Source organism: Pseudomonas serboccidentalis, from assembly GCF_028830055.1.
Classification (GTDB): Bacteria; Pseudomonadota; Gammaproteobacteria; order Pseudomonadales; family Pseudomonadaceae; genus Aquipseudomonas; species Aquipseudomonas serboccidentalis.
In genome coordinates this window covers 447,173-469,721 of the sequence record NZ_CP101655.1, presented here as the reverse complement: position 1 = coordinate 469,721, position 22,549 = coordinate 447,173, and the positions used below count along the sequence as shown (strand labels likewise).

Genomic DNA, 22,549 nt, shown 5'->3' with positions numbered 1-22,549 from the left:
TCTTGCTGTAGATTCTAAAAAACAAAATCAAAAGATCGCAGCCTGCGGCAGCTCCTACAGGTTTACCGTGCGCACCCCGGAGTTATTACATGACGGCCCACGCCGACCTTTCGCCGACCCTCCAACTCGCCATCGACCTGATCCGCCGTCCGTCCGTGACGCCGATTGACGCCGATTGCCAGAAGCAGATGATGCAGCGCCTGGGCGATGCCGGTTTCGCCCTCGAGCCGATGCGCATCGAAGATGTGGATAACTTCTGGGCCACCCACGGCAAAGACGAAGGCCCGGTGTTGTGCTTCGCCGGCCACACCGACGTGGTACCGACCGGCCCGGTGACCGCCTGGCAGATCGACCCGTTCAACGCCGTCATCGATGAACACGGCATGCTTTGCGGCCGTGGCGCGGCGGACATGAAAGGCAGCCTGGCGTCGATGACCGTTGCCGCTGAGCGTTTCGTCGCCGATTACCCGAACCACAAGGGCAAGGTCGCCTTCCTGATCACCAGCGACGAAGAAGGCCCGGCGCACCACGGCACCAAGGCTGTGGTTGAACGTCTGGCGGCGCGCAACGAGCGTCTGGACTGGTGCATTGTCGGCGAACCGTCGAGCACCACGCTGGTCGGTGACGTAGTGAAAAACGGTCGTCGCGGCTCCCTCGGCGCCAAACTCACCGTGCGCGGTGTGCAGGGTCACGTGGCCTATCCGCATCTGGCGAAAAACCCGATCCACCTCGCCGCGCCGGCACTGGCCGAACTGGCCGCCGAGCATTGGGACCACGGCAACGATTTCTTCCCGCCGACCAGTTTCCAGATTTCCAACGTCAACTCCGGCACCGGCGCGACTAATGTGATTCCGGGTGATCTGGTGGCGGTGTTCAACTTCCGCTTCTCCACCGAATCCACCGTCGAAGGCCTGCAGAAACGCGTGGCCGACATCCTCGACAAACACGGTCTGGACTGGCACATCGACTGGGCGCTGTCCGGCCTGCCGTTCCTCACCGAGCCGGGCGCACTGCTCGACGCAGTGTCGTCGAGCATCCGCGACATCACCGGCCGCGAGACCAAGGCGTCCACCAGCGGTGGCACTTCCGATGGGCGCTTCATCGCGACCATGGGTACGCAAGTAGTTGAGCTGGGCCCGGTCAACGCGACCATTCACCAGGTCAACGAGCGCGTGTTGGCGGCCGATCTCGACGTGCTGACCGAGATTTACTACCAGACCCTGATCAAGTTGCTCGCCTGATGCTCGCGTGCCCGATCTGCAGTGAACCGCTGAACACCGTGGACAATGGCGTGGTCTGCCCCGCCGGCCACCGCTTCGACCGTGCGCGTCAGGGTTACCTGAACCTGTTGCCGGTGCAGCACAAGAACAGCCGCGATCCCGGCGACAATCAGGCGATGGTCGAGGCTCGCCGCGACTTCTTGAATGCCGGGCATTACGCGCCGGTGGCCAAACGTCTGGCCGAGCTGGCGGCGGGTTACGCGCCAGCGCGCTGGGTCGATATCGGCTGTGGCGAGGGTTACTACACCGCGCAAATCGCCGAGGCCTTGCCGGGTGCCGATGGCTACGCGCTGGACATCTCCCGCGAAGCCGTCAAACGCGCCTGCAAACGTAATCCGGCGATCACCTGGTTGATCGCCAGCATGGCCCGCGTGCCGTTGGCGTCGGGCAGTTGCCAGTTTCTCGCCAGCGTTTTCAGCCCGCTGGACTGGGCAGAAGCCAAGCGTCTGCTCAGCGTCGGTGGCGGTCTGATGAAAGTCGGCCCGACCAGCGGCCACCTGATGGAACTGCGCGAACGGCTGTACGACGAAGTGCGCGAATACACCGACGACAAGCATCTGGCCCTGGTGCCCGAAGGCATGGCGCTGGCGCACAGTGAAACCCTGGAATTCAAACTGACACTGGACAAGCCCGAGGATCGCGCCAACCTGTTGGCGATGACACCTCACGGCTGGCGCGCCAGTGCCGAACGCCGCGCCGCGGTGATCGAACAGGCCGAGCCGTTCGTGACCACCGTGTCGATGCGCTACGATTATTTCGTTCTTCAATAACTTTTGGTCTCGGGCGAGTGCCCGGGGCCGGCTAAATCCGCGAATGGATTTTTCAGACCCGCAGTGAGGACATCCATGCGCCAACCGGATATCGAGATTTACCTGAAAGACGCCGACGTCGACCACAAGGCCATTTCCGCCTGGCTCAGCACAGCGCTGGGCCCGTGCAGCGACTGGGTACAGAAAGGCCAGACCTACAAGTGCAAGGCCGGCAACATCCCAGTGACCTGGCTGCCAAAAGCCGTCGGCAAGTGGAACAGCCTGTATCTGGAAAGCGATGCGACCCCATGGGACGACGACATCGCCTGCGCTCGCGCAGCCTTTGCCGCGCTGAACGTCGAAGTACGTTGCGCGCCGGGGACGTGGGTCGAGGAAGAAGGTGAAGAGACCGCCGATCGCTGGATTCGCATCAGCGAAGACGGTGAAGAAGAGATCACCTGGAAAACCGCTTAAAAGCAAAAGATCGCAGCCTGCGGCAGCTCCTACAGTTTGGAATGCATTCCCCTGTAGGAGCTGCCGCAGGCTGCGATCTTTTGATCTTGAAAGTTACAGGCCTACAACGTCTTCCGCCTGCAAACCCTTTTCGCCGGTGATCACCGCGTACTCAACCTGCTGGCCCTCAGTCAGCGACCGGTGCCCTTCACCGCGGATCGCGCGGTAGTGCACGAACACGTCCACCCCGTCCTCGCGCTGAATGAAGCCGTAGCCTTTGGCGTCGTTGAACCACTTCACATTGCCGGTTTCACGTGTTGCCATCTGTTCATACTCCTTTTTTATTATTGAACAGGCTTTTCGCAGGAAAGCCTTTGCGGAACGTCAGACTGCGCCCGACGTCCATAAAGGGCCCCGGCGACAGATTGCCGAGTATATGACAGGCACGAAAACTCTCAACAGGAGTTTACTTCGCCGCTTTTTTGCCGATTTTCGGCGAATACGGCAAACTGTCGACCGCCCGAGCACTTGCTCGGTTTTATTCACTCACGCAGAAGCCGTATGACCCGTTCCCCGTTCCGCCGTCTAGTGTTTGGCACCTTGCGCCGACTGTTGTACCTCTGGGTTCGCTCGGAGACGATCAACCAGTCGTCGCTCACCCTCAACCTCGACCGCAGTCGTCCGGTGTTCTACGTCCTGCAAAATCCTTCGCTCACCGATCTGGCGGTGGTCGATACCGAGTGCACCAAGGCCGGCCTGCCGCGTCCGGTGCTGCCGGTGTCGGTCGGTCCACTGATCGAACCGGCAGCGTTCTTTTACCTGACACCGGACCCGGACTGGCTCGGCCGTCAGGACAAGCGCGGTGCGCCGCCGACCCTGACCCGCCTGGTCAGCGCCCTGACGCAGAACGCTGCCGAAGACGCGCAGATCATTCCGGTCAGCGTGTTCTGGGGCCAGTCGCCGGACAGCGAAAACAGTCCGTGGAAGCTGCTGTTCGCCGACAGCTGGGCGGTCACCGGTCGCCTGCGTCGACTGCTGAGCATCATCGTCCTCGGGCGCAAGACCCGCGTGCAATTCTCGGCGCCGATCCATCTACGTGAACTGATCGAGCACAACAAGGGCCACGAACGCACTGTGCGCATGGCCCAGCGCGTCCTGCGCGTGCACTTCCGCAACCTGAAGGCGGCGGTGATCGGCCCGGACATTTCCCACCGGCGCAATCTGGTCAAGGGCCTGCTCAACAAGCCATTGGTCAAGCAGGCGATCCTCGATGAAGCCGAACGCGAAAACATCTCCCCGGAAAAAGCCAAGGCCCAGGCCCTGCGCTACGGCAACGAGATCGCCTCGGACTACACCTACACCGCGATCCGCTTCCTCGAAGTGGTGCTGAGCTGGTTCTGGAACAAGATCTACGACGGCATCAAGGTCAATCACATCGAAGGCGTGCAGAAGGTCGCCCAGGGTCACGAAGTGATCTATGTGCCGTGCCACCGCAGCCACATCGACTACCTGCTGCTCTCGTACTTGCTGTTTCGTAACGGCCTGACCCCGCCGCACATCGCCGCCGGGATCAACCTCAACATGCCGGTGATCGGCAGCCTGTTGCGCCGTGGCGGCGCGTTCTTCATGCGTCGCACGTTCAAGGGCAATCCGCTGTACACCTCGGTGTTCAACGAATACCTGCACACCCTGTTCACCAAAGGTTTCCCGGTCGAATACTTCGTCGAGGGCGGCCGCTCGCGCACCGGGCGCATGCTGCAACCGAAAACCGGCATGCTCGCGATCACCCTGCGCAGCTTCCTGCGTTCATCGCGGATGCCGATCGTGTTTGTGCCGGTGTACATCGGCTACGAGCGCGTGCTGGAAGGTCGCACCTACCTCGGCGAACTGCGCGGCGCGAGCAAGAAGAAAGAATCGATCTTCGACATTTTCAAAGTCATCGGCGCGCTCAAGCAGCGTTTCGGGCAGGTGGCGGTGAACTTCGGCGAGCCGATCAAACTCGCGGAATTCCTCGACAGCGAACAGCCAGGCTGGCGCCAGCAGGAGCTCGGCCCGCAGTACAAACCGGCGTGGCTCAACGAAACCACCAACCGCCTCGGCGAAAAAGTCGCGCAGCATCTCAATGAGGCCGCGGCGATCAACCCGGTCAATCTGGTGGCGCTGGCGCTGCTCTCGACCACGCGTCTGGCGCTGGACGATCGTGCCATGGCACGGGTGCTGGATCTGTACCTGGCGTTGCTGCGCAAAGTACCGTACTCGCCGCACACCACCTTGCCGGAAGGCGACGGCCGTGCGCTGATCGAGCACGTGAAGGACATGGACCTGCTGGCCGAACAGAACGATGCGCTGGGCAAGATTCTGTACCTGGACGAGCAGAACGCCGTCCTGATGACCTACTACCGCAACAACGTGCTGCACATCTTCGCGTTGCCGGCGCTGCTGGCGAGTTTCTTCCAGAGCACCTCGCGCATGAGCCGCGAACAGATCCTGCGTTACACCCGCGCGCTGTATCCGTACTTGCAGTCAGAACTATTCATTCGCTGGACGCTGGACGAACTGGACGGCGTGGTCGATCAGTGGCTGGAAGCGTTCGTCGAGCAAGGCCTGCTGCGTTTCGAGAAAGACGTCTATCTGCGCCCGGCGCCAAGTTCGCGGCATTTCGTGCTGTTGACGCTGCTGTCGAAGAGCATCGCCCAGACCTTGCAGCGTTTTTACATGACCGTGTCCTTGCTGCTCAACGCCGGTCAGAACACCATCAGCGCCGAAGAACTGGAAGACCTGTGCACAGTCATGGCTCAGCGCCTGTCGATCCTCCATGGCCTCAACGCCCCGGAGTTTTTCGACAAGAGCCTGTTCCGTCACTTCATCCAAACGATGCTCGACCTCGACGTGCTGCGCCGCGACGATGCCGGCAAACTGAGTTATCACGAACTGCTTGGCGAACTCGCCGAAGGTGCGGCCAAGCGCGTGTTGCCGGCGGAGATTCGTTTGTCGATCCGCCAGGTCGCGTTGCATCGCAGTGAAGACGCTGCCGATCAGGTCATCACTCAACCCGAGACCTGATGCAAACCTGGTGGGAGCGAGCTTGCTCGCGAAGGCGTCGTGTCAGTCGGCATCACTGTCGTCTGACACACCGCTATCGCGAGCAGGCTCACTCCTGCAATTGAATGGAGAACACTATGAAAAAACTGACTCTGCTTGCCGCCGCTACCCTGCTCAGCGCCTGCCAATCAACCAACCCCGCTGGCAAAGTCGGCCTCGACGGTGAAGTGTTCTACCTGCAACGCATCGCCCTGCCACCGAGCGCAACCCTGAGCGTGAGCCTGCAGGATGTATCGCTGGCCGATGCACCAGCCGTGGTGCTGGACGAGCAGAAAGGCCCGGTCAAAGGCCAGGTGCCACTGCCGTTTCACTTGAGCTACGATCCGGCGCAGGTCAAACCCGGCCACCACTACTCGGTCAGCGCGCGCATCGAAGTCAACGGCGAGCTGATGTTCATCACCACCGTAAACCACGCCGTACAACTGGACGGCAACGATCCGCAGCCGCTGAAAATCCGCGTCGACGCGATTCGCTAATTGTCTATCAAGGAAGCTGCCATGTTCCGCCCTACTCTTCGCTTCGCCGGCCTGTGCGCGGGCTTGATGATCTCCGCCAACGTGCTGGCGCTGTCACTCAGCGACCTGTCGCAACAAGACGCCACCGGCGGCCTCAAGGACGCCCTGACCCAAGGCGCACAACTGGCCGTCAAACAACTGGGCACCCCGGGCGGTTTCAGCAACAACCCGGACGTGAAAATCGAACTGCCGGGCAAACTCGGCAAAGTCGCCGGCAAGATGAAAGCCTTCGGCATGGGCGCCCAGGTCGACGAACTCGAAACCGCGATGAACAAAGCCGCGGAAAACGCCGTGACCCAGGCCCAGCCGATCCTCGTCGACGCCGTGAAGAAAATGACCGTGGCCGACGCCAAAGGCATCCTCAGCGGCGGCAACGACTCGGCCACCCAATACCTGGACAAAACCAGCCGCGAACAGATCCGCGCCAAGTTCCTGCCGATCGTCAAACAGGCTACCGACAAGGTTGGCGTCGCGCAGAAATACAACAGCTTCGCCGGCCAGGCCGCGACCCTGGGCGTCGTGGATGCGAAAAGCGCCAACGTCGAAAACTACGTCACCGAGCAAGCGCTCAATGGCCTGTTCGAGATGATTGGCAAACAGGAAGAAACCATTCGCAAGAATCCGGCCGCTGCGGCGACCGGTCTGGCGAAGAAGGTGTTCGGCACCTTGTAATTTTTGCCGCTGCACGCAAAAGCCCGCTGAACCTGTGGAGGTCAGCGGGCTTTTTATTGTGGGTCAGCCTTGCGGATCGACTTGATCGAGGACGCGGTTAACCGACAGCTCAGCGAGCGAAATCATCTGCTGGATGCCAAGCAACTAACTGCACGTCGGACCGCTCAAGGTAAACGCCAACTCAGCGGCCATGACATTGGCCGAGGCCAGTGTTTCACAGGCATGGGCCAACAGGGTTTCAGAATCGACTTCGGGGAGGACAGTGAAGATTGTGCTGGGATGGCCGACCGGTTTTGGCGGTTTATCCGCAGGCTTCAGATAATGATCAAGGGCACGCAGGGCCGCATCGTGAAGCTTTCTTGAATCGAGGAAGGCGTAGGGGGAAACGGGATCGGTGGGCCGTTCCGGGGTGGTTTCGGGCTCTGGGGGGTTGGGGGTGTGTTTGAACATGGTGGAACTCCTGAAGTAGTGGAGCCGCCACAGTTCGCTGCGAAACGAATGTAGGGTGGCAGCTGTACGCAGGTTCGCAGACCGGGACTTCAGGCACCCGGCATACCCGAAGGTATCCCGCGCACAACCGCCATGACACTGGCATAAAAAACGCCCGCTTTCGGATGGTGGACGCTGTGCGTCTGAAGTTTAACCGGGCTGCGAAACCCGGTCGCTGATTTTTGCAGCGACAAACTCAGGCTAGAGATCGCGCTTCCGACGGGCAACCTGAAAACCTTGTGGGAAGGTTCTGGTTTTCTCCCACACCCTTAAACACAACCAGACTCAATGTAGGAGCTGCCGAAGGCTGCGATCTTTTGATCTGGCTTTTGATTTTGAAAAGCCAAGGTCAAAAGATCGCAGCCTTCGGCAGCTCCTACAGGAGATTGGGTGTGGTCAGTTGGAGACTGGTCGGCTGTCAGGCCGCCATCGCGAGCAGGCTCACTCCTACAATGGGATTGGGTGTGGTCAGTTGGAGACTGGTCGGCTGGCAGGCCGCCATCGCGAGCAGGCTCACTCCTACAGTGGGATTGGGTGCATTCAGTTGGAGACTGGTCGGCTGTCAGGCCGCCATCGCGAGCAGGCTCACTCCTACAGTGGGATTGGGTGCATTCAGTGGAGATTGGTCGGCTGGCAGGCCGCCATCGCGAGCAGGCTCACTCCTACAATGGGATTGGGTGTGGTCAGTTGGAGATTGGTCGGCTGGCAGGCCGCCATCGCGAGCAGGCTCACTCCTACAGTGAGATTGGGTGCATTCAGTGGAGATTGGTCGGCTGGCAGGCCGCCATCGCGAGCAGGCCATTTCCCACAATGGGATTGGGTGCATTCAGTTGGAGACTGGTCGGCTGACAGGCCGCCATCGCGAGCAGGCTCACTCCTACAGTGGGATTGGGTGCATTCAGTGGAGATTGGTCGGCTGGCAGGCCGCCATCGCGAGCAGGCTCACTCCTACAGTGGGATTGGGTGCATTCAGTTGGAGACTGGTCGGCTGACAGGCCGCCATCGCGAGCAGGCTCACTCCTACAGAAAAGCAAAAGCCGACCGCATGCTCTTCACCACTCAACAGGATGAGCGTTAGCTCGGCTGCAGCTCTTGATCTGCTGGCCCCTTCGGCAGGCTGAGTGGAGGGGTTTATCCGGGGGTGGGAGCGCAGCGACCGTTTGGCGAAGCCAAACACATCGAGAGGAGGTGCAGCGAAGCAAACCGTAGACGATGCCCCCGGATGAATCCTGCAACGAAGGAACCCGAGCCACGGCGAGGGCCGAACGCCGGGGCCCAGACCTTTGGTTCCTTTGGGGCGTTTGCCAAAGGGACTCGCTGTAAGAGCGAAACCGCCAGCCGCAACCCCCGAAGCAACGGATATACACCCAAAACCCCAAGAACCTGGTCGGCCCAAAGGCCGCCAAGTCCAACAAAGCCAATCAACCCTCGCGACGCACCCGGAACCAAGCCGCATACAAAGCAGGCAAAAACAGCAGCGTCAAAGCCGTAGCCACAATCAACCCCCCCATGATCGCCACCGCCATCGGCCCAAAAAATACACTCCGAGACAAAGGAATCATCGCCAGCACCGCCGCCAACGCCGTCAACACGATCGGCCGAAACCGCCGCACCGTCGCCTCGATAATCGCCTGCCAAGGCTTAAGCCCCGAAGCAATATCCTGCTCGATCTGATCAACCAGAATCACCGAGTTGCGCATGATCATCCCCGACAGCGCAATCGTCCCCAGCATCGCCACAAACCCGAACGGCTGGCGGAACACCATCAGAAACAACACCACCCCGATCAACCCCAGCGGCGCCGTCAAAAACACCATCGCCGTGCGCGAGAAACTGCGCAATTGCACCATCAGCAACGTCAGCACCACCACGATGAACATCGGCACCCCGGCGTTCACCGACTTCTGCCCACGCTCCGAATCCTCCACCGTACCGCCCACATCCAGCAGATACCCGTCAGGCAATTCGGCGCGAATCGGATCAAGCGTCGGCTGAATCTGCTGCACCAGCGTCGCCGGCTGCTCCTTGCCGTAAATGTCCGCCCGCACGGTCACCGTCGGCAGACGATTGCGGTGCCAGATGACCCCTTCCTCAAAGCCATATTCCAAGGTGGCAATCTGCGACAACGCCACGCTGCGACCGTTATCGGTCGGCACCGCCAGGCTCGGCAGCAACGACAACTCGGTGCGCTCGTGCACCGTGCCGCGCAGCAGAATCTCGATCAATTCGTTGTCTTCGCGGTACTGGCTGACGCTGGAACCGGTGAGCGAACTCTGCAGGAATTTCGCCAGGTTGGCGGTGCTCACACCCAACGCGCGGGCGCGATCCTGATCGATGTTCAGGTACACCACCTTGCTCGGCTCCTCCCAGTCCAGGTGCACGTTGACCACGTGCGGGTTCTCGCGCACCTTGGCCGCCACTTTGCGTGCCAGCGCGCGGACTTCCTCGATGTGCTCACCGGTAACGCGGAACTGCACCGGATAGCCAACCGGCGGGCCGTTTTCCAGACGCGTGACCCGCGAGCGCAAGGCCGGGAATTGCTCGTTCAGCGTGTCGATCAACCAACTGCGCAGGTTCTCGCGCTCTTCGATGTTTTTCGCCAGCACCACAAACTGGGCGAAGCTCGCCGCCGGCAGTTGTTGATCCAGCGGCAGGTAGAAACGCGGCGAACCGGTACCGACATACGCCACATAGTTGTCGATGCCGGCGTGGTCCTTGAGCATCGCTTCCAGGCGTTTGACCTCGGCCGTGGTGTTGGCCAGCGAGGCGCCTTCGGCCAGTTTCAGGTCGACCATCAATTCCAGTCGATTGGAGGCCGGGAAGAACTGCTGCGGCACGAAACGAAACAGCATCACTGACGCGATGAACAGCCCCACCGTCAGCACGATCACGGTCTTGCGGTGCACCACGCACCACTCCACCAGACGCCGCACCCGCTGATAGAACGGCGTGCCATACGGGTCCGCCTGCCCGTCAGTCGTGCCGTGTTTGGCGGCGTGAATCTTCGCCAGATCCGGCAGGAGTTTTTCCCCCAGATACGGCACGAACATCACCGCCGCCACCCACGAAGCGAGCAGCGCGATGGTCACCACCTGGAAGATCGAACGGGTGTATTCGCCGGTGCCGGACTGCGCCGTGGCGATCGGCAGAAAGCCCGCTGCAGTGATCAGCGTACCGGTGAGCATCGGGAATGCGGTGCTGGTCCAGGCGTAGCTCGCAGCCCGGATCCGGTCGAAGCCCTGCTCCATTTTGATCGCCATCATTTCCACGGCGATGATCGCATCGTCCACCAGCAACCCCAGCGCCAGCACCAGCGCGCCGAGGGAAATCTTGTGCAGGCCGATGCCGAGGTAATACATACAGGCGAAGGTCATCGCCAGCACCAGCGGAATGGTCAGCGCGACCACCATGCCGGTGCGCACACCGAGGGAGAAGAAGCTCACCAGCAACACGATCGCCAGCGCCTCGACCAACACCTGGACGAACTCGCCAACACCGGTTTTCACTGCTGCCGGTTGGTCGGACACCTTGCGCAATTGCATGCCGGCCGGGAGGCCTTTCTGCAAGCGCGAGAATTCGCCTTCCAGTGCCGTGCCCAGCACCAGAATGTCACCGCCGTCCTTCATTGCCACCGCAAGGCCGATGGCGTCTTCGCCCATGAAACGCATGCGCGGTGCCGGTGGATCATTGAAACCGCGATGTACATCGGCGACATCGGAGATGCGGAACGTCCGATCACCAACCCGGATCGGGAAGTTCTTGATCTCGTCGACGGTCTGAAAATTCCCCGAGACCCGCAGCTGTACACGCTCGCTGCCGGTTTCGAAGAAGCCGGCGGTAGACACCGCGTTCTGCTCTTCCAGCGCCTGCTGCACGGCCGCCAGTGGCAAGCCAAGGGTGGCGAGTTTGACGTTGGACAGCTCGACCCAGATCTTCTCGTCCTGCAAACCGAGCAGATCGACCTTGGCCACATCCTTCACCCGCTGCAGCTGGATCTGGATGCGGTCGGCGTAATCCTTGAGCACGGCGTAGTCGAAACCGTCGCCGCTCAGCGCATAGATATTGCCGAACGTGGTGCCGAATTCATCGTTGAAAAATGGCCCCTGAATCCCCGGCGGCAAGGTCTGGCGAATGTCGCTGACCTTCTTGCGCACCTGATACCAGAGGTCGGGAATGTCCACTGAATGCATGGAGTCGCGAGCCATGAAGGTGACCTGCGACTCGCCCGGGCGGGAGAACGACACGATGCGTTCGTACTCACCGGTTTCCATGAGTTTCTTTTCGATGCGTTCGGTGACCTGACGCGAGACTTCCTGCGCGGTAGCCCCCGGCCAGCGGGTCTGGATCACCATGGCCTTGAAGGTAAACGGCGGGTCTTCGCTCTGGCCCAGCTTGGTGTAGGACAAGGCGCCGACGATGGCCAGTAAAAGCATCAGGAACAGGACGATCTGGCGATTACGCAGCGCCCATTCGGAAAGGTTGAAACGCATCGGGACTTACTCCTTGTCCGCCAGATTGACCACACGGTTGGAGCGATCCACAGGACGCACCTGCTGCCCCTCGAGCAACACGTGAACACCGGCGGCGACCACCCAGTCGCTGGCGCTCAGGCCTTCGAGCACCGGCACGCTTTTCTCGCCGAACGGGCCGACGCGCACCGGGGTCTTTTTCAAGGTGTTGTTGGCGCTGACGACCCAGACGTAGGTCGCGCCGTTTTCCGCGGTCAGCGCCGAGAGCGGCACCGACAACGGCACCGCATCGGCCGACTGCACAAACACCCGCGCGCTCTGGCCCAGCTCGGCCGGTACTTTGCCGCTGGTGAACGAGATGCGCGCAGCGAAGGTGCGGGATTTCGGATCGGCTGCCGGCGACAGCTCGCGAATCTGCCCGGCGAAGCGCTGGTTCTGCTGCGTCCACAATTCAACGGTCACGGGCTGGCCGACCTTGAAACGGCCGAAGCTCTGCTCCGGCAAACTGATCGACACTTCGCGCTCGCCATCGGTGGCGAGGGTGAACACGGTTTGCCCGGCGGCAACCACCTGCCCGACTTCCACCGAACGCTTGGCCACCACGCCGTCCTGCGGCGCACGCAACACGGCGTAACTGGCCTGGTTGGTCGAGACGTTAAATTCGGCTTTGATCTGCTTGAGGCGGGCTTCGCCGGAGCGGTAAAGGTTTTCCGCGTTGTCGTAGGCGGAACGGCTGACCATCTGCCGCTCCATCAAGGTCTTGTAGCGGTCACGCTCGGCGCGTACCAGATTCAGATTGGCTTCGGCGGCGGCGACCTGCGCGCGGGTCGCTTCGAGTTGCAAGCGCACGTCCTGCGGATCGAGCTCGGCGAGTGGCTGATCGGCCTTCACGCGCTGGCCTTCTTCGACCAGTCGTCGGCTGACTTTGCCGCCGATGCGGAACGCCAGATCGGGTTCGTAGCGAGCGCGAACCTCGCCCGGATAACTTTCCATCGCCTGCGCCGAAGGCACCGGCTGCACCACCATGGCCGGTCGAATGCTGACTTGCGCCGCCTCTTCCTGACCGCATGCGGACAATAAAAACGCCAGGCTGACTGGCACGGCAAAGGACAACGCATGGCGGAACATGGTGACGGACCTTTCGCTAATGGTGCTTGGAATATTTATACTGGCCGGTATGGTATTAATAGCAAACTCACCAGTCCAGTATTAAAAGCGAAGAATGTCGAACAATCTTGCAGCTCCAAACGGCCCGGGCCGTCCGAAGGATCCAGCCAAGCGCCGGGCGATCCTCAATGCGGCGAAAACCCTGTTTCTGAGTCACGGCTACGCCAACACCAGCATGGACGCGGTCGCCGCCGAGGCTGGCGTGTCGAAGTTGACGGTTTACAGCCACTTCAACGACAAGGAAACGCTGTTCTCCTCCGCCGTGATGGCCAAATGCGAAGAGCAATTACCGCCGCTGTTCTTCGAATTGCCCGCCGGCATCGCCGTGGAAAATGTGTTGCTGAACATTGCACGAGGCTTTCACCAACTGATCAACAGCGATGAGTCGGTGAATTTGCACCGCTTGATGATGGCGCTGGGGACGCAGGATCCGAAGCTGTCGCTGATCTTCTTCGAAGCCGGCCCCGAGCGCATGGTGCAAGGCATGGAGCGGCTGCTCAAACGCATCCACGAGACCGGCGCGTTGAACATCGACCAGCCACGTAATGCGGCCGAGCATTTCTTCTGCCTGATCAAGGGCGCGGGGAATTTTCGCTTGTTGTATGGCTGCGGTGAGCCGCTGAGCGAGGCAGCGGCAGAGAGTCATGTGCAGGAAGTGGTGGGGTTGTTCATGCGGGCGTATCGGCCCTGATTTTGCGGAGTATTGACTGCCCCCTTCGCGAGCAGGCTCACTCCTACAGTTGATCGCGGTACTTCTGTGGGAGCGAGCCTGCTCGCGAAGGGGGCGATTCGGTCTCAGGGCTTGAGCGCTTTCTTCGGGTAGATGTCATACCGGCTCGACTTGCCATCCAGCGCATGGCTCGGCTTTGGCCCCTCGATGCACGGCGCCTTGCGCGGACGCTTGACCACCACGCGGTGCGTCGCCAGGGCCAACGCCGCTTCGAGCAGTGCCGGCGCATCCGGGTCATCCCCGACCAGCGGCCGGAACAGGCGCATCTCTTTCTTCACCAGCGCCGTCTTCTCGCGATGCGGAAACATCGGGTCGAGGTAGATCACCTGTGGCGGCTCGCCTTCCCAGTTGCGCATGACCTCGATCGAGTTGCCCTTGAGCAGTTTCATCCGCGCGACGATGGGTGCCACGTCGAAATCTTCCGCCGCCCGCGCCAGCCCGTCCTCCAGCAGCGCACCGATCAGCGGCTGGCGCTCGATCAGGCTCATCTCGCAGCCCAGGCTCGCCAGCACGAACGCGTCCTTGCCCAGCCCCGCCGTGGCGTCCAGCACCCGTGGGCGCACGCCCTGGGCGATGCCGACGGCCTTGGCGATCATCTGTCCACTGCCGCCACCGTACAACCGCCGGTGCGCCGCGCCACCCTCGACGAAATCCACCCGCACAGGCCCCGGTGCATCCGGGCCGAGTTGCTGCAGCTGTAAACCCTGCTCGCCCAGTTGCAAGGCGAACTCGCCGTCGGCCACCTGCATCGGCAGGCCCAGACGCTCGGCCCACTGCTCGGCCTGCGCTTCAAACGTCGGGCTCAAGGCCTGGACATGGATGCGGCAGGCCGCGGGTTGCTCAATCATGAAAACACGCTCAAAAAAGTTAAGGATCGGCAAAAGGTGGCCGATAAACCAATCAACGCGCATTTTGCCAGAGCTGAGCGTCAACCGAAAAAAATGTCAGGCATTCTTCCCACATCGATTGGCTACATCTCGCCCCATGGCGACTATAGCCGTCATAACACTCAAGCACTGAGCGGTGTCAGTCACCTGTGGCAGGATTTCTTTGCCCAGGCCCTGGCCGAACAGACGAGTGATGTGGTGCCGGCCTGTGGCACGTTTCCACCGGTTGACCTGAACAGCCCTGAAGAGCCGACCCTGGGCAGCGAGCTGCACGCGCACATCGTCGAGCAGCGTCAGTGCGACGTGGTCGAGACCGAAGTGCGTCCGCCAGAGCCACTGTTCCTGCCGATCGCCGAGTTCGAAACCGATTTGCTGGACAAGCCGTTCCCACCGTTCCCGCCAGAAGAACTCAAGGCTCAGCAAGAGCAGCAGGATTTCGACAGCAGCTGGGTCCGCCCGATCGTGATCAACAATGGTCAGCCTGTGCCAGAGCCTGGCCCGGCACCACAGAAAAAGCCGCTGTACCTGCCGATTGCCGAATTCGACCTCGACCTGCTGCAAAAACCTTATCCACCGTTCCCGCCGGAAGAAATCGTCGAGCAGCAGAAGGCGCTGGACTTCGATAACGGCTGGGCTCGCCCGATCGTCCTGCAGAACCTGCGCCTCGCCGCCTGACCGTCAGCGACACACGCTCCAGCGCCCGACATCGACATGAAAATGGTTGCGATGGGCGGCGTTGTAATCCGGACTCAACACCACACTGAACACCTCGCAGGCGCCATCGCGCACTTGACGCAGAAACTGCGCGTCCTGATTGTGTTTCGGCCAGTCCCTGAGCACGCTGACGCTGCGCCCGTCCGCCAGACGAACACCGGCGATGTCCAGCGCATCGGCACTGGCATGCCGGCTGAGCGCCCCGCTCTCGCGGTTATAGACATTGCGGCAGGCAAAGCTGCCAAGGTGATCGACACGCGCCACAGGCTGGCCGTAAAGCGCTTGCGCGGCGGGTTGCAGGGTATGTCGTTCGAACATCGCGTACGCCACCGCCAGCGGACAACTGGCAAGGAAGCTACTGCTCAGCGCCACCTCGCCGCCCTGCACACGCACAGCGCCGATCAGCGGGCACTTGGCGTCAGGGCTGTCGGCCTGGGGCGTGACGCGCAGGTCCGAGCGGCTCAGCGCTTGGGCGCATAACTCGGGATCAGTGCGCAAGCGCATCAGCTTGAAACCGGTCAGCCAGTTGGGCACAGCTTTCACGTCCAATGGCGCCCACGGGTTCCACTGCGCCGGCACGTCCAGCCAGCCGCGCCAGACGCTGACCACGGCGCCCGCGATGATCAGCAGCAACGACAGCGCGATCCAGCGCCCCATGCTCAGCCTTTGAAGAACTGGTTGGCCTTGGCGTAAGGCATCGATTGCGCAGTGAAGCCGAAGGTGCCGCTGTGCTGGATTTCTTCAGCGGCGCGGAAAAACTCGCCGAACGCCGCCAGCGCCAATGCCGAACCGGTACTGATGCGCCGCACGCCCATTTCTTCCAGCTCCTGCACCGTCAGTTTCAAACCGCCGGACATCAATACATTGACCGGTTTCGGTGCCACCGCGCGCACCACCGCCAGCACTTCTTCGGCATTGCGTAAACCCGGCGCGTACAGCACGTCGGCGCCCGCCTCGGCGAAGGCCTGCAAGCGGCGAATGGTGTCGTGAATATCCGGATTGCCGTGCAGGTAGTTTTCCGCGCGGGCGGTCAGGGTGAAGGGAAATGGCAGCGTGCGCACGGCAGCGACGGCGGCTTCGATGCGCGCCACGGCGTGTTCGAAGCAATAGATCGGCGCGTCGGCGCGGCCCGTGGCGTCCTCGATCGAACCACCCACCGCGCCCGCCTCGGCGGCGCGCAACAGGCTTTTGGCGCACTCGGCCGGATCATCGGCGAAACCGTTTTCCAGGTCCACCGCCACCGGCAGATCGGTCGCCGCGACAATCGCCCGAACATTGTCCAGGGTCTCATCGAGACTCAAGGCGCCGTCGGCCTTGCCTTGGGAAAACGCGTAGCCGGCACTGGTGGTCGCCAGCGCCTGATAGCCCAGACTGGCGAGCATCTTCGCCGAACCTGCATCCCATGGATTGGGCATGACGAAAATCCCCGGACGCTCATGCAGGGCTTTGAAGGCTTGGGCTTTGCGGGCTTGTTCGTTACGGGCTTGGGCATCCATCGGCAGGCTCCTGGGCAGGCATGAAAATGCGCCTCAGAGCAGGCCAAGTTGCTCGGCGGCGGGTTCTCTGTATAGCTCAGGCAGGGATGGCAGGCCAGGCAAACGTTGCATCAATTGTGCGTGGAAACGTTGCGCCAGCTTCGCCGCCATGATGTTGTCGGCGGTGTGCAGGAAGATGTATGGCGTGCGGCCCTCTTCGATCCACTCGGCGATTTTCGCCACCCACGGCACAAGGAACGGATCGTTGGCCTCAAGCTCGGGATGGCCGATGAAACGCACCTGCGGGCACTGGGTGAATGCCGCCGGACGCGTCGGCACCCGGGGCTTTTTCGATTGCGCGTGGATCACCGAAGACTCGGTCGACAGGCAACTGAACAGCGCGCGCGGATCGAGACAGATGCGCTCCACCCCACGGTCCAGCAGCAGCCGATTGAGCAGACGCTCGCTCTCGCCCTTGGCGAAGAACTGCTCGTGGCGCACTTCCACCGCGAGTGGCCGGTCCAGCGCATCGATGAACGCGGTCAGCTCGGGCAGTCGATGCGGGGTAAAACTTTTCGACAGTTGCAGCCACAGCGGCGAGACACGTTCGCCGAGCGGGCGGAGGAGTTTTACGAAAGTTTCGGCGGCAGTCAGTTGATCGCGCAGGTCACCGCTGTGGCTGATGTCGCCGGGGAATTTGGCGGTGAAGCGAAAGTGTTCGGGCATGGTCTCGGCCCAACGCTGCACGGTGGCCGGCGACGGGCTGGCGTAGAAGGTCGTGTTGCCTTCCACGGCGTTGAACACTTGGGAGTAGAGACTGAGGAAATCGGAGGTCTTGGCGTCTTCAGGGTACAGATACTCGCGCCAGGCGTTTTCGCTCCAGGACGGGCAACCGAGGTAGTAAGGCAGCACCATCAGATGTACAGGTCGAGGCCCAGCACATCCGCATCCCAATCGACAAAACCGGCGGTGCTCAGGTAGCTGGCCAGGGCCATTGCTACGCTTTTGCTCATGGCGCGGTGATAAATCATGTCTTGCTGACGGGCAGGCAGATTAGCCAGGCGTTGTGCGGAGGCTTTGGCAGCGCGGGCGGCCAGTTGCTCTTCAGTCGGGAATTCCAGCTCGCCGTCGATATCGTCGACAGACTCATCCAGCGCCACATTGCCTTTGCGAGGCTTGCGCTTGATCGGGTAGGACTGAGAGGAAAGGCCGTCTATACGCATAATTTCATGCTCGGTATCGATGATGGCAATTTAGCGGCACCTGACCGACTTAGCAAACTGCCGAGTGATAACTAGAACACATAAAGCGCAAAAGGTTTAAAACGCGGGGTTGGAAACTGACGATTGGCAGCTGTAGAAGTAAAAGATCGCAGCCTTCGGCAGCTCCTACAGAAGCGTGCAATCCCTGTAGGAGCTGCCGCAGGCTGCGATCTTTTAAAGGCTTAGCGAGCCTTCGGGGTGGCGACTTTATCGCGCAGGTAAACCGGTTGCGCATCATCCGCCGGGATCGCCTCACCGCGTTCCCAGGCAAAGCGCGCCAGGGTCAGCAGGTCTTCAGCGTGAGGCAGCATGCCGGCATCCTGACCGGACAGACTGACCGCGATCCGCTCGCCATACCCCCAACCGGTGCCCGCACCGAACCACTCGCCGCAGGCATCGGTGGGTAACGCTGCGACTTCTGGCGGCAGTACCGCTTCGGCCCCGACCAGACGCATTTCGCCAGCCGTCTCGCGGTAGCAGCCCCAATACACTTCATCCATCCGCGCATCGATGGCCGCCGCGACCTGGCTCACGCCATGTTCGCGATGCGCACGCTGTGCCAGCACCGCCAGATTCGACACCGGCAGCACCGGACGATCCAGTGCGAACGCCAGCCCCTGCACCACACCGATAGCAATCCGCACACCGGTAAACGCGCCCGGGCCACGTCCGAACGCAATCGCGTCCACCGCTTGCAACGTGGTGCCGGCGTCGGCCAGCAATTGCTGGATCATCGGCAGCAGCTTCTGCGCATGCAGACGCGGGATCACCTCGTAATGGCTCGTGACCTTGCCGTCATGCAGCAAGGCAACGGAGCAAGCTTCGGTCGCGGTGTCCAGGGCCAGCAAGGTGCTCATCGATGTATCCAAAACAGGTGGGAGAAAAAGTGCGTCAGTATAAACAACTACGGCCCGCAAGCGGGCCGTGGATGATGCAGCGGATCAGCTTTTTCAGCTCAGCGCTTCGAGCACCTTGGCGGTGATCGCTTCAACCGAACCAACGCCCGGAATGTGGCTGTACTTCGGCTTGCCGTTGGCAGCGGAGAGCTCCTTGTAGAAGTTCACCAGTGGCTTGGTCTGCGCATGATAGACCGACAGGCGATGACGCACGGTTTCTTCGGTGTCGTCCTTGCGCTGCACCAGATCGTCGCCGGTGACGTCGTCTTTGCCAGCCACTTTCGGCGGGTTGTAGATGACGTGGTAAACGCGGCCGCTGGCCTCGTGAACGCGACGACCGGCAATACGCTGCACGATTTCTTCGTCTTCAACAGCGATTTCAACCACAGCGTCCAGCTCGACACCGGCAGTCACCAACGCTTCGGCCTGCGGAATGGTGCGCGGGAAGCCGTCGAACAGGAAGCCATTGACGCAGTCTGGTTGAGCGATGCGATCCTGCACCAGCGCGATGATCAGGTCATCCGACACCAGGCCGCCGGCATCCATGATGCTCTTGGCTTGAACGCCCAGTGGAGTGCCAGCCTTGACCGCGGCACGCAGCATGTCGCCGGTGGAGATTTGCGGAATGCCGAATTTCTCGGTGATGAACTTAGCCTGAGTACCTTTACCGGCCCCGGGAGCTCCCAGCAGAATGACGCGCATCGATGTGCTCCTCAATTTTTTATATAGAAAACAACGGGATTCGCCTCTTTGGGCCAATCTTAAAAAAACGGGTCGTGGCCGCACAAACGGCCAAAGGCTGATCAAGATACACAGCAGGCTGCGCCCACACAAGACGCCAAAAGTCGGAGAAACCGGTGCCTGCCGCGACCTTGCGACGCGGTAACCCAAGTCGCAACCCCATCATTAACTGTCGCCTGCCCGCACTTTCTGCCTGTGTACAAAGCGGCACCCGGCCTGTGCACCGGGCGCCCGACGCCAGCGCTAAAACCTTAGCCGGTATTGCGCAAACCGGCGGCAATCCCCGCCACAGACACCAGCAGCGCCTGCTCCACCGGGCTGCCCTGCTCGACATTCTGCTGCCGCGAACGGGCCAACAGTTCGGCCTGCAATAGATGAAGCGGGTCGAGGTAAGTGTTGCGCAGACGGATGAATTCCAGCGTGTCCGGGCTATGTGCCAGCAGTTGCGACTGGCCAGTCAGGCCGAGCACCACCGCGCACGCCTGCGACAATAGGTCGCGTAACTGCGCGCCCAACGGCAGCAAGTCCGGCTCGACCAGACGCTGATCGTAAGACAACGCAATGTCGGCGTCGGCCTTGGCCAGGACCATCTCCAGCATGTCGATGCGCGTGCGGAAGAACGGCCACTGTTCGCGCATCTGCCCGAGCAGTTCGCCTTCGCCACGCTCCAGCGCCTTGCTCAACGCGCTTTCCCAACCGAGCCAGGCCGGCAGCATCAGGCGGGTCTGGGTCCAGCCGAAAATCCACGGAATCGCCCGCAGGCTTTCGATGCCGCCGGCGCGGCGCTTGGCCGGACGGCTGCCGAGGGGCAAGCGTCCCAGTTCCTGCTCCGGCGTGGACTGGCGGAAGTACTCGACGAACTGCGGATTCTCCCGCACCACGGCGCGATACGCGGCAACCCCATCCGCCGCCAGCTCATCCATCAGGTGCCGCCATTCGGGCGTCGGTGGCGGTGGTGGCAACAGCGTCGCTTCGAGCACGGCGGCCAGATACAGATTGAGGTTCTGCTCGGCGATGTCCGGCAGACCGAATTTGAATCGAATCATTTCGCCCTGCTCGGTGGTGCGGAAGCGCCCCGCCACCGACCCCGGTGGTTGCGACAGGATCGCCGCGTGTGCCGGACCGCCACCACGGCCGACGGTGCCGCCGCGACCGTGGAACAGCAGCAGTTCGACTTGCTGTTCGCGACAGATTTCCACCAGACGCTCCTGCGCCCGGTATTGCGCCCACGCCGCAGCGGTGGTGCCGGCGTCCTTGGCCGAGTCGGAATAACCGATCATCACTTCCTGCGGGCCCTGCAACCTGGCGCGATACCCCGGCAGCAGCAACAGACGCTCCATGACCGGCCCGGCGTTGTCGAGGTCCGCTAGGGTTTCGAACAGCGGCACCACGCGCATCGGCCGCAGCACGCCGGACTCTTTGAGCAGCAGTTGCACGGCCAGAACGTCGGAGGCCGCGCCCGCCATCGAGATCACGTAGGAGCCCAGCGACGCGCCCGGTGCGGCAGCGATTTCCTTGCAGGTGGCGAGCACTTCGGCGGTGTCGGCGGACGGTTTGAAATGCGCCGGGAGCAACGGCCGGCGATTGTTCAGTTCGCGGGTGAGAAAGCTGATGCGTTGTTCTTCGTCCCAGTCTTCGTAGCGACCAAGGCCGAGGTAATCGGTGATTTCGGTCATCGCCGAGCTGTGCCGCGTCGAATCCTGCCGCACATCGAGGCGCACCAGGAACAGGCCGAAGGTCACCGCCCGGCGCAGGCAATCGAGCAACGGCCCGTCGGCGATCACGCCCATGCCGCATTCGTGCAGCGAGTTGAAGCACAGCTCCAGCGGATCGAGCAGGTCGCGGTTGTTGTGCAACACGTCGGCCGGGGCCGGCGTGCTCGCAGTCAACGACGCATGTGCCCAGTTGCGCGTGGCGCGCAGGCGTTCGCGCAATTGCTTGAGCACCGCACGGTAAGGTTCGGCGCTGTCACCGGCCTGGGCCTTGAGCGCGTCGCTGGCCTGCTGCATCGACAGCTCGGCAGCCAGGTGATCGACATCGCGCAGGTACAGGTCGGCGGCCATCCAGCGCGCCAGCAACAGCACTTCACGGGTCACGGCAGCGGTGACGTTCGGGTTGCCGTCGCGGTCGCCGCCCATCCACGAGGCAAAGCGAATCGGCGCCGCCTCCAGCGGCAAACGCAGGCCGGTGGCGGCAAACAACGCCTGATCGGCCTTGCGCATGTGGTTGGGAATTGCCTGCCACAGCGAATGCTCGATCACCGCGAAACCCCACTTGGCTTCGTCGACCGGGGTCGGCCGGGTGCGGCGGATTTCTTCGGTGTGCCAGGCTTCGGCGATCAATCGTTGCAGGGTGTTCTGGATCTGTTCGCGCTCGGCGCTGGTCAGATCGCGATGATCCTGCGCAGCCAGTTGCGCGGCGATCGCATCGTACTTCTGGATCAGCGTGCGCCGCGCCACTTCGGTCGGGTGCGCAGTCAGCACCAGTTCGATTTCCAGACGCGCCAGTTGCCGGGCCAGCGACTCGGCGCTGTGCCCTTCATTGCGCAGGCGGGCGAGCAGTTCCGGGAGCACGCGGGACTCGAACGGCGCCGGCTGCGACTCTTCGCGGCGATGAATCAGCTGATATTGCTCGGCGATGTTCGCCAGATTGAGGAACTGGTTGAACGCCCGCGCCACCGGGAGCAATTCGTCTTCACTCAACTGATTGAGGCTGGCGCTCAGCTCGGCGTCCATCGAACCGCGCCGGTCAGCCTTGGCGCCCTTGCGAATCTGCTCGATCTTGTCGAGAAACTCCTCGCCGTACTGGTCACGGATGGTATTGCCCAACAGCTCACCGAGCAGGTGAACGTCCTCGCGCAAGCGTGCATCAATATCAGTCATCAGCAGTTCTCCAGCGGTAATCGGGACGGCTCAGAAACGAATGCTTTGCCCAGAGAGTGCCGCTCT

General features: G+C 61.8%; 19 protein-coding genes and 1 pseudogene. 8 read left to right on the top strand and 12 right to left on the bottom strand.

The annotated features are described in order from the left end of the window. Nucleotides 1–89: 89 nt before the first annotated feature. From dapE to NN484_RS02015, 3 genes are all read left to right on the top strand, one after another. Nucleotides 90–1,241: a succinyl-diaminopimelate desuccinylase gene (gene dapE, locus NN484_RS02025; protein WP_274658507.1), complete on the top strand. Its 1,152-nt coding sequence runs from the start codon at nucleotides 90–92 to the stop codon at nucleotides 1,239–1,241. Continuing rightward, the gene (locus NN484_RS02020) at nucleotides 1,241–2,050 is read left to right on the top strand and encodes a putative RNA methyltransferase (RefSeq protein WP_274658506.1); all 810 of its coding nucleotides are present in this window, start codon (nucleotides 1,241–1,243) and stop codon (nucleotides 2,048–2,050) included. Before dapE ends, NN484_RS02020 begins: the two co-directional genes overlap by 1 nt. A 75-nt stretch (nucleotides 2,051–2,125) precedes the next feature. Further along, nucleotides 2,126–2,503: a hypothetical protein gene (locus NN484_RS02015; protein WP_215501414.1), complete on the top strand. Its 378-nt coding sequence runs from the start codon at nucleotides 2,126–2,128 to the stop codon at nucleotides 2,501–2,503. 93 nt (nucleotides 2,504–2,596) lie between these two features. On the opposite strand, the gene NN484_RS02010 is transcribed toward NN484_RS02015, so the two are convergent. Next, on the bottom strand, nucleotides 2,597–2,806 hold the full coding sequence (locus NN484_RS02010) for a cold-shock protein (protein ID WP_007908870.1): 210 nt from the start codon (nucleotides 2,804–2,806) through the stop codon (nucleotides 2,597–2,599). 237 nt (nucleotides 2,807–3,043) lie between these two features. Here NN484_RS02010 and plsB point away from each other — a divergent pair, with 237 nt between their 5' ends. From plsB to NN484_RS01995, 3 genes are all read left to right on the top strand, one after another. Then, nucleotides 3,044–5,545, top strand: coding sequence for a glycerol-3-phosphate 1-O-acyltransferase PlsB (gene plsB / locus NN484_RS02005; protein ID WP_274658505.1), 2,502 nt, complete (start codon nucleotides 3,044–3,046; stop codon nucleotides 5,543–5,545). 116 nt (nucleotides 5,546–5,661) lie between these two features. After that, complete coding sequence (locus NN484_RS02000; RefSeq protein WP_274658504.1) at nucleotides 5,662–6,060, top strand: YbaY family lipoprotein; 399 nt, start codon at nucleotides 5,662–5,664, stop codon at nucleotides 6,058–6,060. Between the two features lie 21 nt (nucleotides 6,061–6,081). Continuing rightward, nucleotides 6,082–6,771 (top strand): DUF4197 domain-containing protein, encoded by a 690-nt coding sequence (locus NN484_RS01995; RefSeq protein WP_127650743.1) that lies wholly within the window; start codon nucleotides 6,082–6,084, stop codon nucleotides 6,769–6,771. A gap of 63 nt (nucleotides 6,772–6,834) precedes the next feature. Here the strand turns inward: NN484_RS01995 and NN484_RS01990 are convergent. The 3 genes and pseudogenes from NN484_RS01990 to NN484_RS01980 all read right to left on the bottom strand — a co-directional run bounded on the left by NN484_RS01990 (nucleotide 6,835) and on the right by NN484_RS01980 (nucleotide 12,857). After that, nucleotides 6,835–7,221 (bottom strand): annotated as a pseudogene (locus NN484_RS01990) (DUF6124 family protein). A gap of 1,460 nt (nucleotides 7,222–8,681) precedes the next feature. Then, on the bottom strand, nucleotides 8,682–11,750 hold the full coding sequence (locus tag NN484_RS01985) for an efflux RND transporter permease subunit (RefSeq protein ID WP_274658503.1): 3,069 nt from the start codon (nucleotides 11,748–11,750) through the stop codon (nucleotides 8,682–8,684). Nucleotides 11,751–11,756: 6 nt separating this feature from the next. Beyond that, nucleotides 11,757–12,857, bottom strand: a complete 1,101-nt coding sequence (locus tag NN484_RS01980; RefSeq protein WP_127650749.1) for an efflux RND transporter periplasmic adaptor subunit — start codon at nucleotides 12,855–12,857, stop codon at nucleotides 11,757–11,759. 94 nt (nucleotides 12,858–12,951) lie between these two features. On the opposite strand from NN484_RS01980, the gene NN484_RS01975 reads away from it, so the two are divergent. Next, nucleotides 12,952–13,587 carry a TetR/AcrR family transcriptional regulator gene (locus NN484_RS01975; RefSeq protein ID WP_127650751.1) on the top strand — a complete coding sequence of 212 codons (636 nt, stop codon included), beginning with the start codon at nucleotides 12,952–12,954 and terminating at the stop codon, nucleotides 13,585–13,587. Nucleotides 13,588–13,691: 104 nt separating this feature from the next. Here NN484_RS01975 and NN484_RS01970 read toward each other — a convergent pair whose 3' ends face one another. Next, the gene (locus tag NN484_RS01970) at nucleotides 13,692–14,474 is read right to left on the bottom strand and encodes a class I SAM-dependent methyltransferase (RefSeq protein WP_127650753.1); all 783 of its coding nucleotides are present in this window, start codon (nucleotides 14,472–14,474) and stop codon (nucleotides 13,692–13,694) included. Between the two features lie 93 nt (nucleotides 14,475–14,567). Between NN484_RS01970 and NN484_RS01965 the strand changes: the two genes are divergently transcribed. Beyond that, a complete protein-coding gene (locus tag NN484_RS01965) occupies nucleotides 14,568–15,188 on the top strand; it encodes an energy transducer TonB (RefSeq protein WP_274658502.1) in 621 nt (206 codons plus the stop codon). Between the two features lie 3 nt (nucleotides 15,189–15,191). Here NN484_RS01965 and NN484_RS01960 read toward each other — a convergent pair whose 3' ends face one another. The 7 genes from NN484_RS01960 to ppc all read right to left on the bottom strand — a co-directional run bounded on the left by NN484_RS01960 (nucleotide 15,192) and on the right by ppc (nucleotide 22,483). Continuing rightward, on the bottom strand, nucleotides 15,192–15,884 hold the full coding sequence (locus NN484_RS01960; RefSeq protein ID WP_274658501.1) for an extensin-like domain-containing protein: 693 nt from the start codon (nucleotides 15,882–15,884) through the stop codon (nucleotides 15,192–15,194). A gap of 2 nt (nucleotides 15,885–15,886) precedes the next feature. Continuing rightward, complete coding sequence (locus tag NN484_RS01955; protein WP_127650757.1) at nucleotides 15,887–16,723, bottom strand: isocitrate lyase/PEP mutase family protein; 837 nt, start codon at nucleotides 16,721–16,723, stop codon at nucleotides 15,887–15,889. A 33-nt stretch (nucleotides 16,724–16,756) separates the two neighbouring features. Next, on the bottom strand, nucleotides 16,757–17,617 hold the full coding sequence (locus NN484_RS01950) for a DUF72 domain-containing protein (RefSeq protein WP_274658500.1): 861 nt from the start codon (nucleotides 17,615–17,617) through the stop codon (nucleotides 16,757–16,759). Then, nucleotides 17,617–17,925: a hypothetical protein gene (locus NN484_RS01945; protein WP_003222071.1), complete on the bottom strand. Its 309-nt coding sequence runs from the start codon at nucleotides 17,923–17,925 to the stop codon at nucleotides 17,617–17,619. Before NN484_RS01945 ends, NN484_RS01950 begins: the two co-directional genes overlap by 1 nt. Nucleotides 17,926–18,146: 221 nt before the next feature. Next, nucleotides 18,147–18,821 (bottom strand): tRNA (adenosine(37)-N6)-threonylcarbamoyltransferase complex dimerization subunit type 1 TsaB, encoded by a 675-nt coding sequence (tsaB, locus tag NN484_RS01940; protein WP_215501712.1) that lies wholly within the window; start codon nucleotides 18,819–18,821, stop codon nucleotides 18,147–18,149. A 93-nt stretch (nucleotides 18,822–18,914) separates the two neighbouring features. Next, nucleotides 18,915–19,562: an adenylate kinase gene (adk, locus tag NN484_RS01935; RefSeq protein WP_127650765.1), complete on the bottom strand. Its 648-nt coding sequence runs from the start codon at nucleotides 19,560–19,562 to the stop codon at nucleotides 18,915–18,917. A 290-nt stretch (nucleotides 19,563–19,852) separates the two neighbouring features. Beyond that, entirely contained in the window at nucleotides 19,853–22,483 is a 2,631-nt protein-coding gene (gene ppc, locus NN484_RS01930; protein ID WP_274658499.1) for a phosphoenolpyruvate carboxylase, read from the bottom strand. Nucleotides 22,484–22,549: the final 66 nt, after the last annotated feature.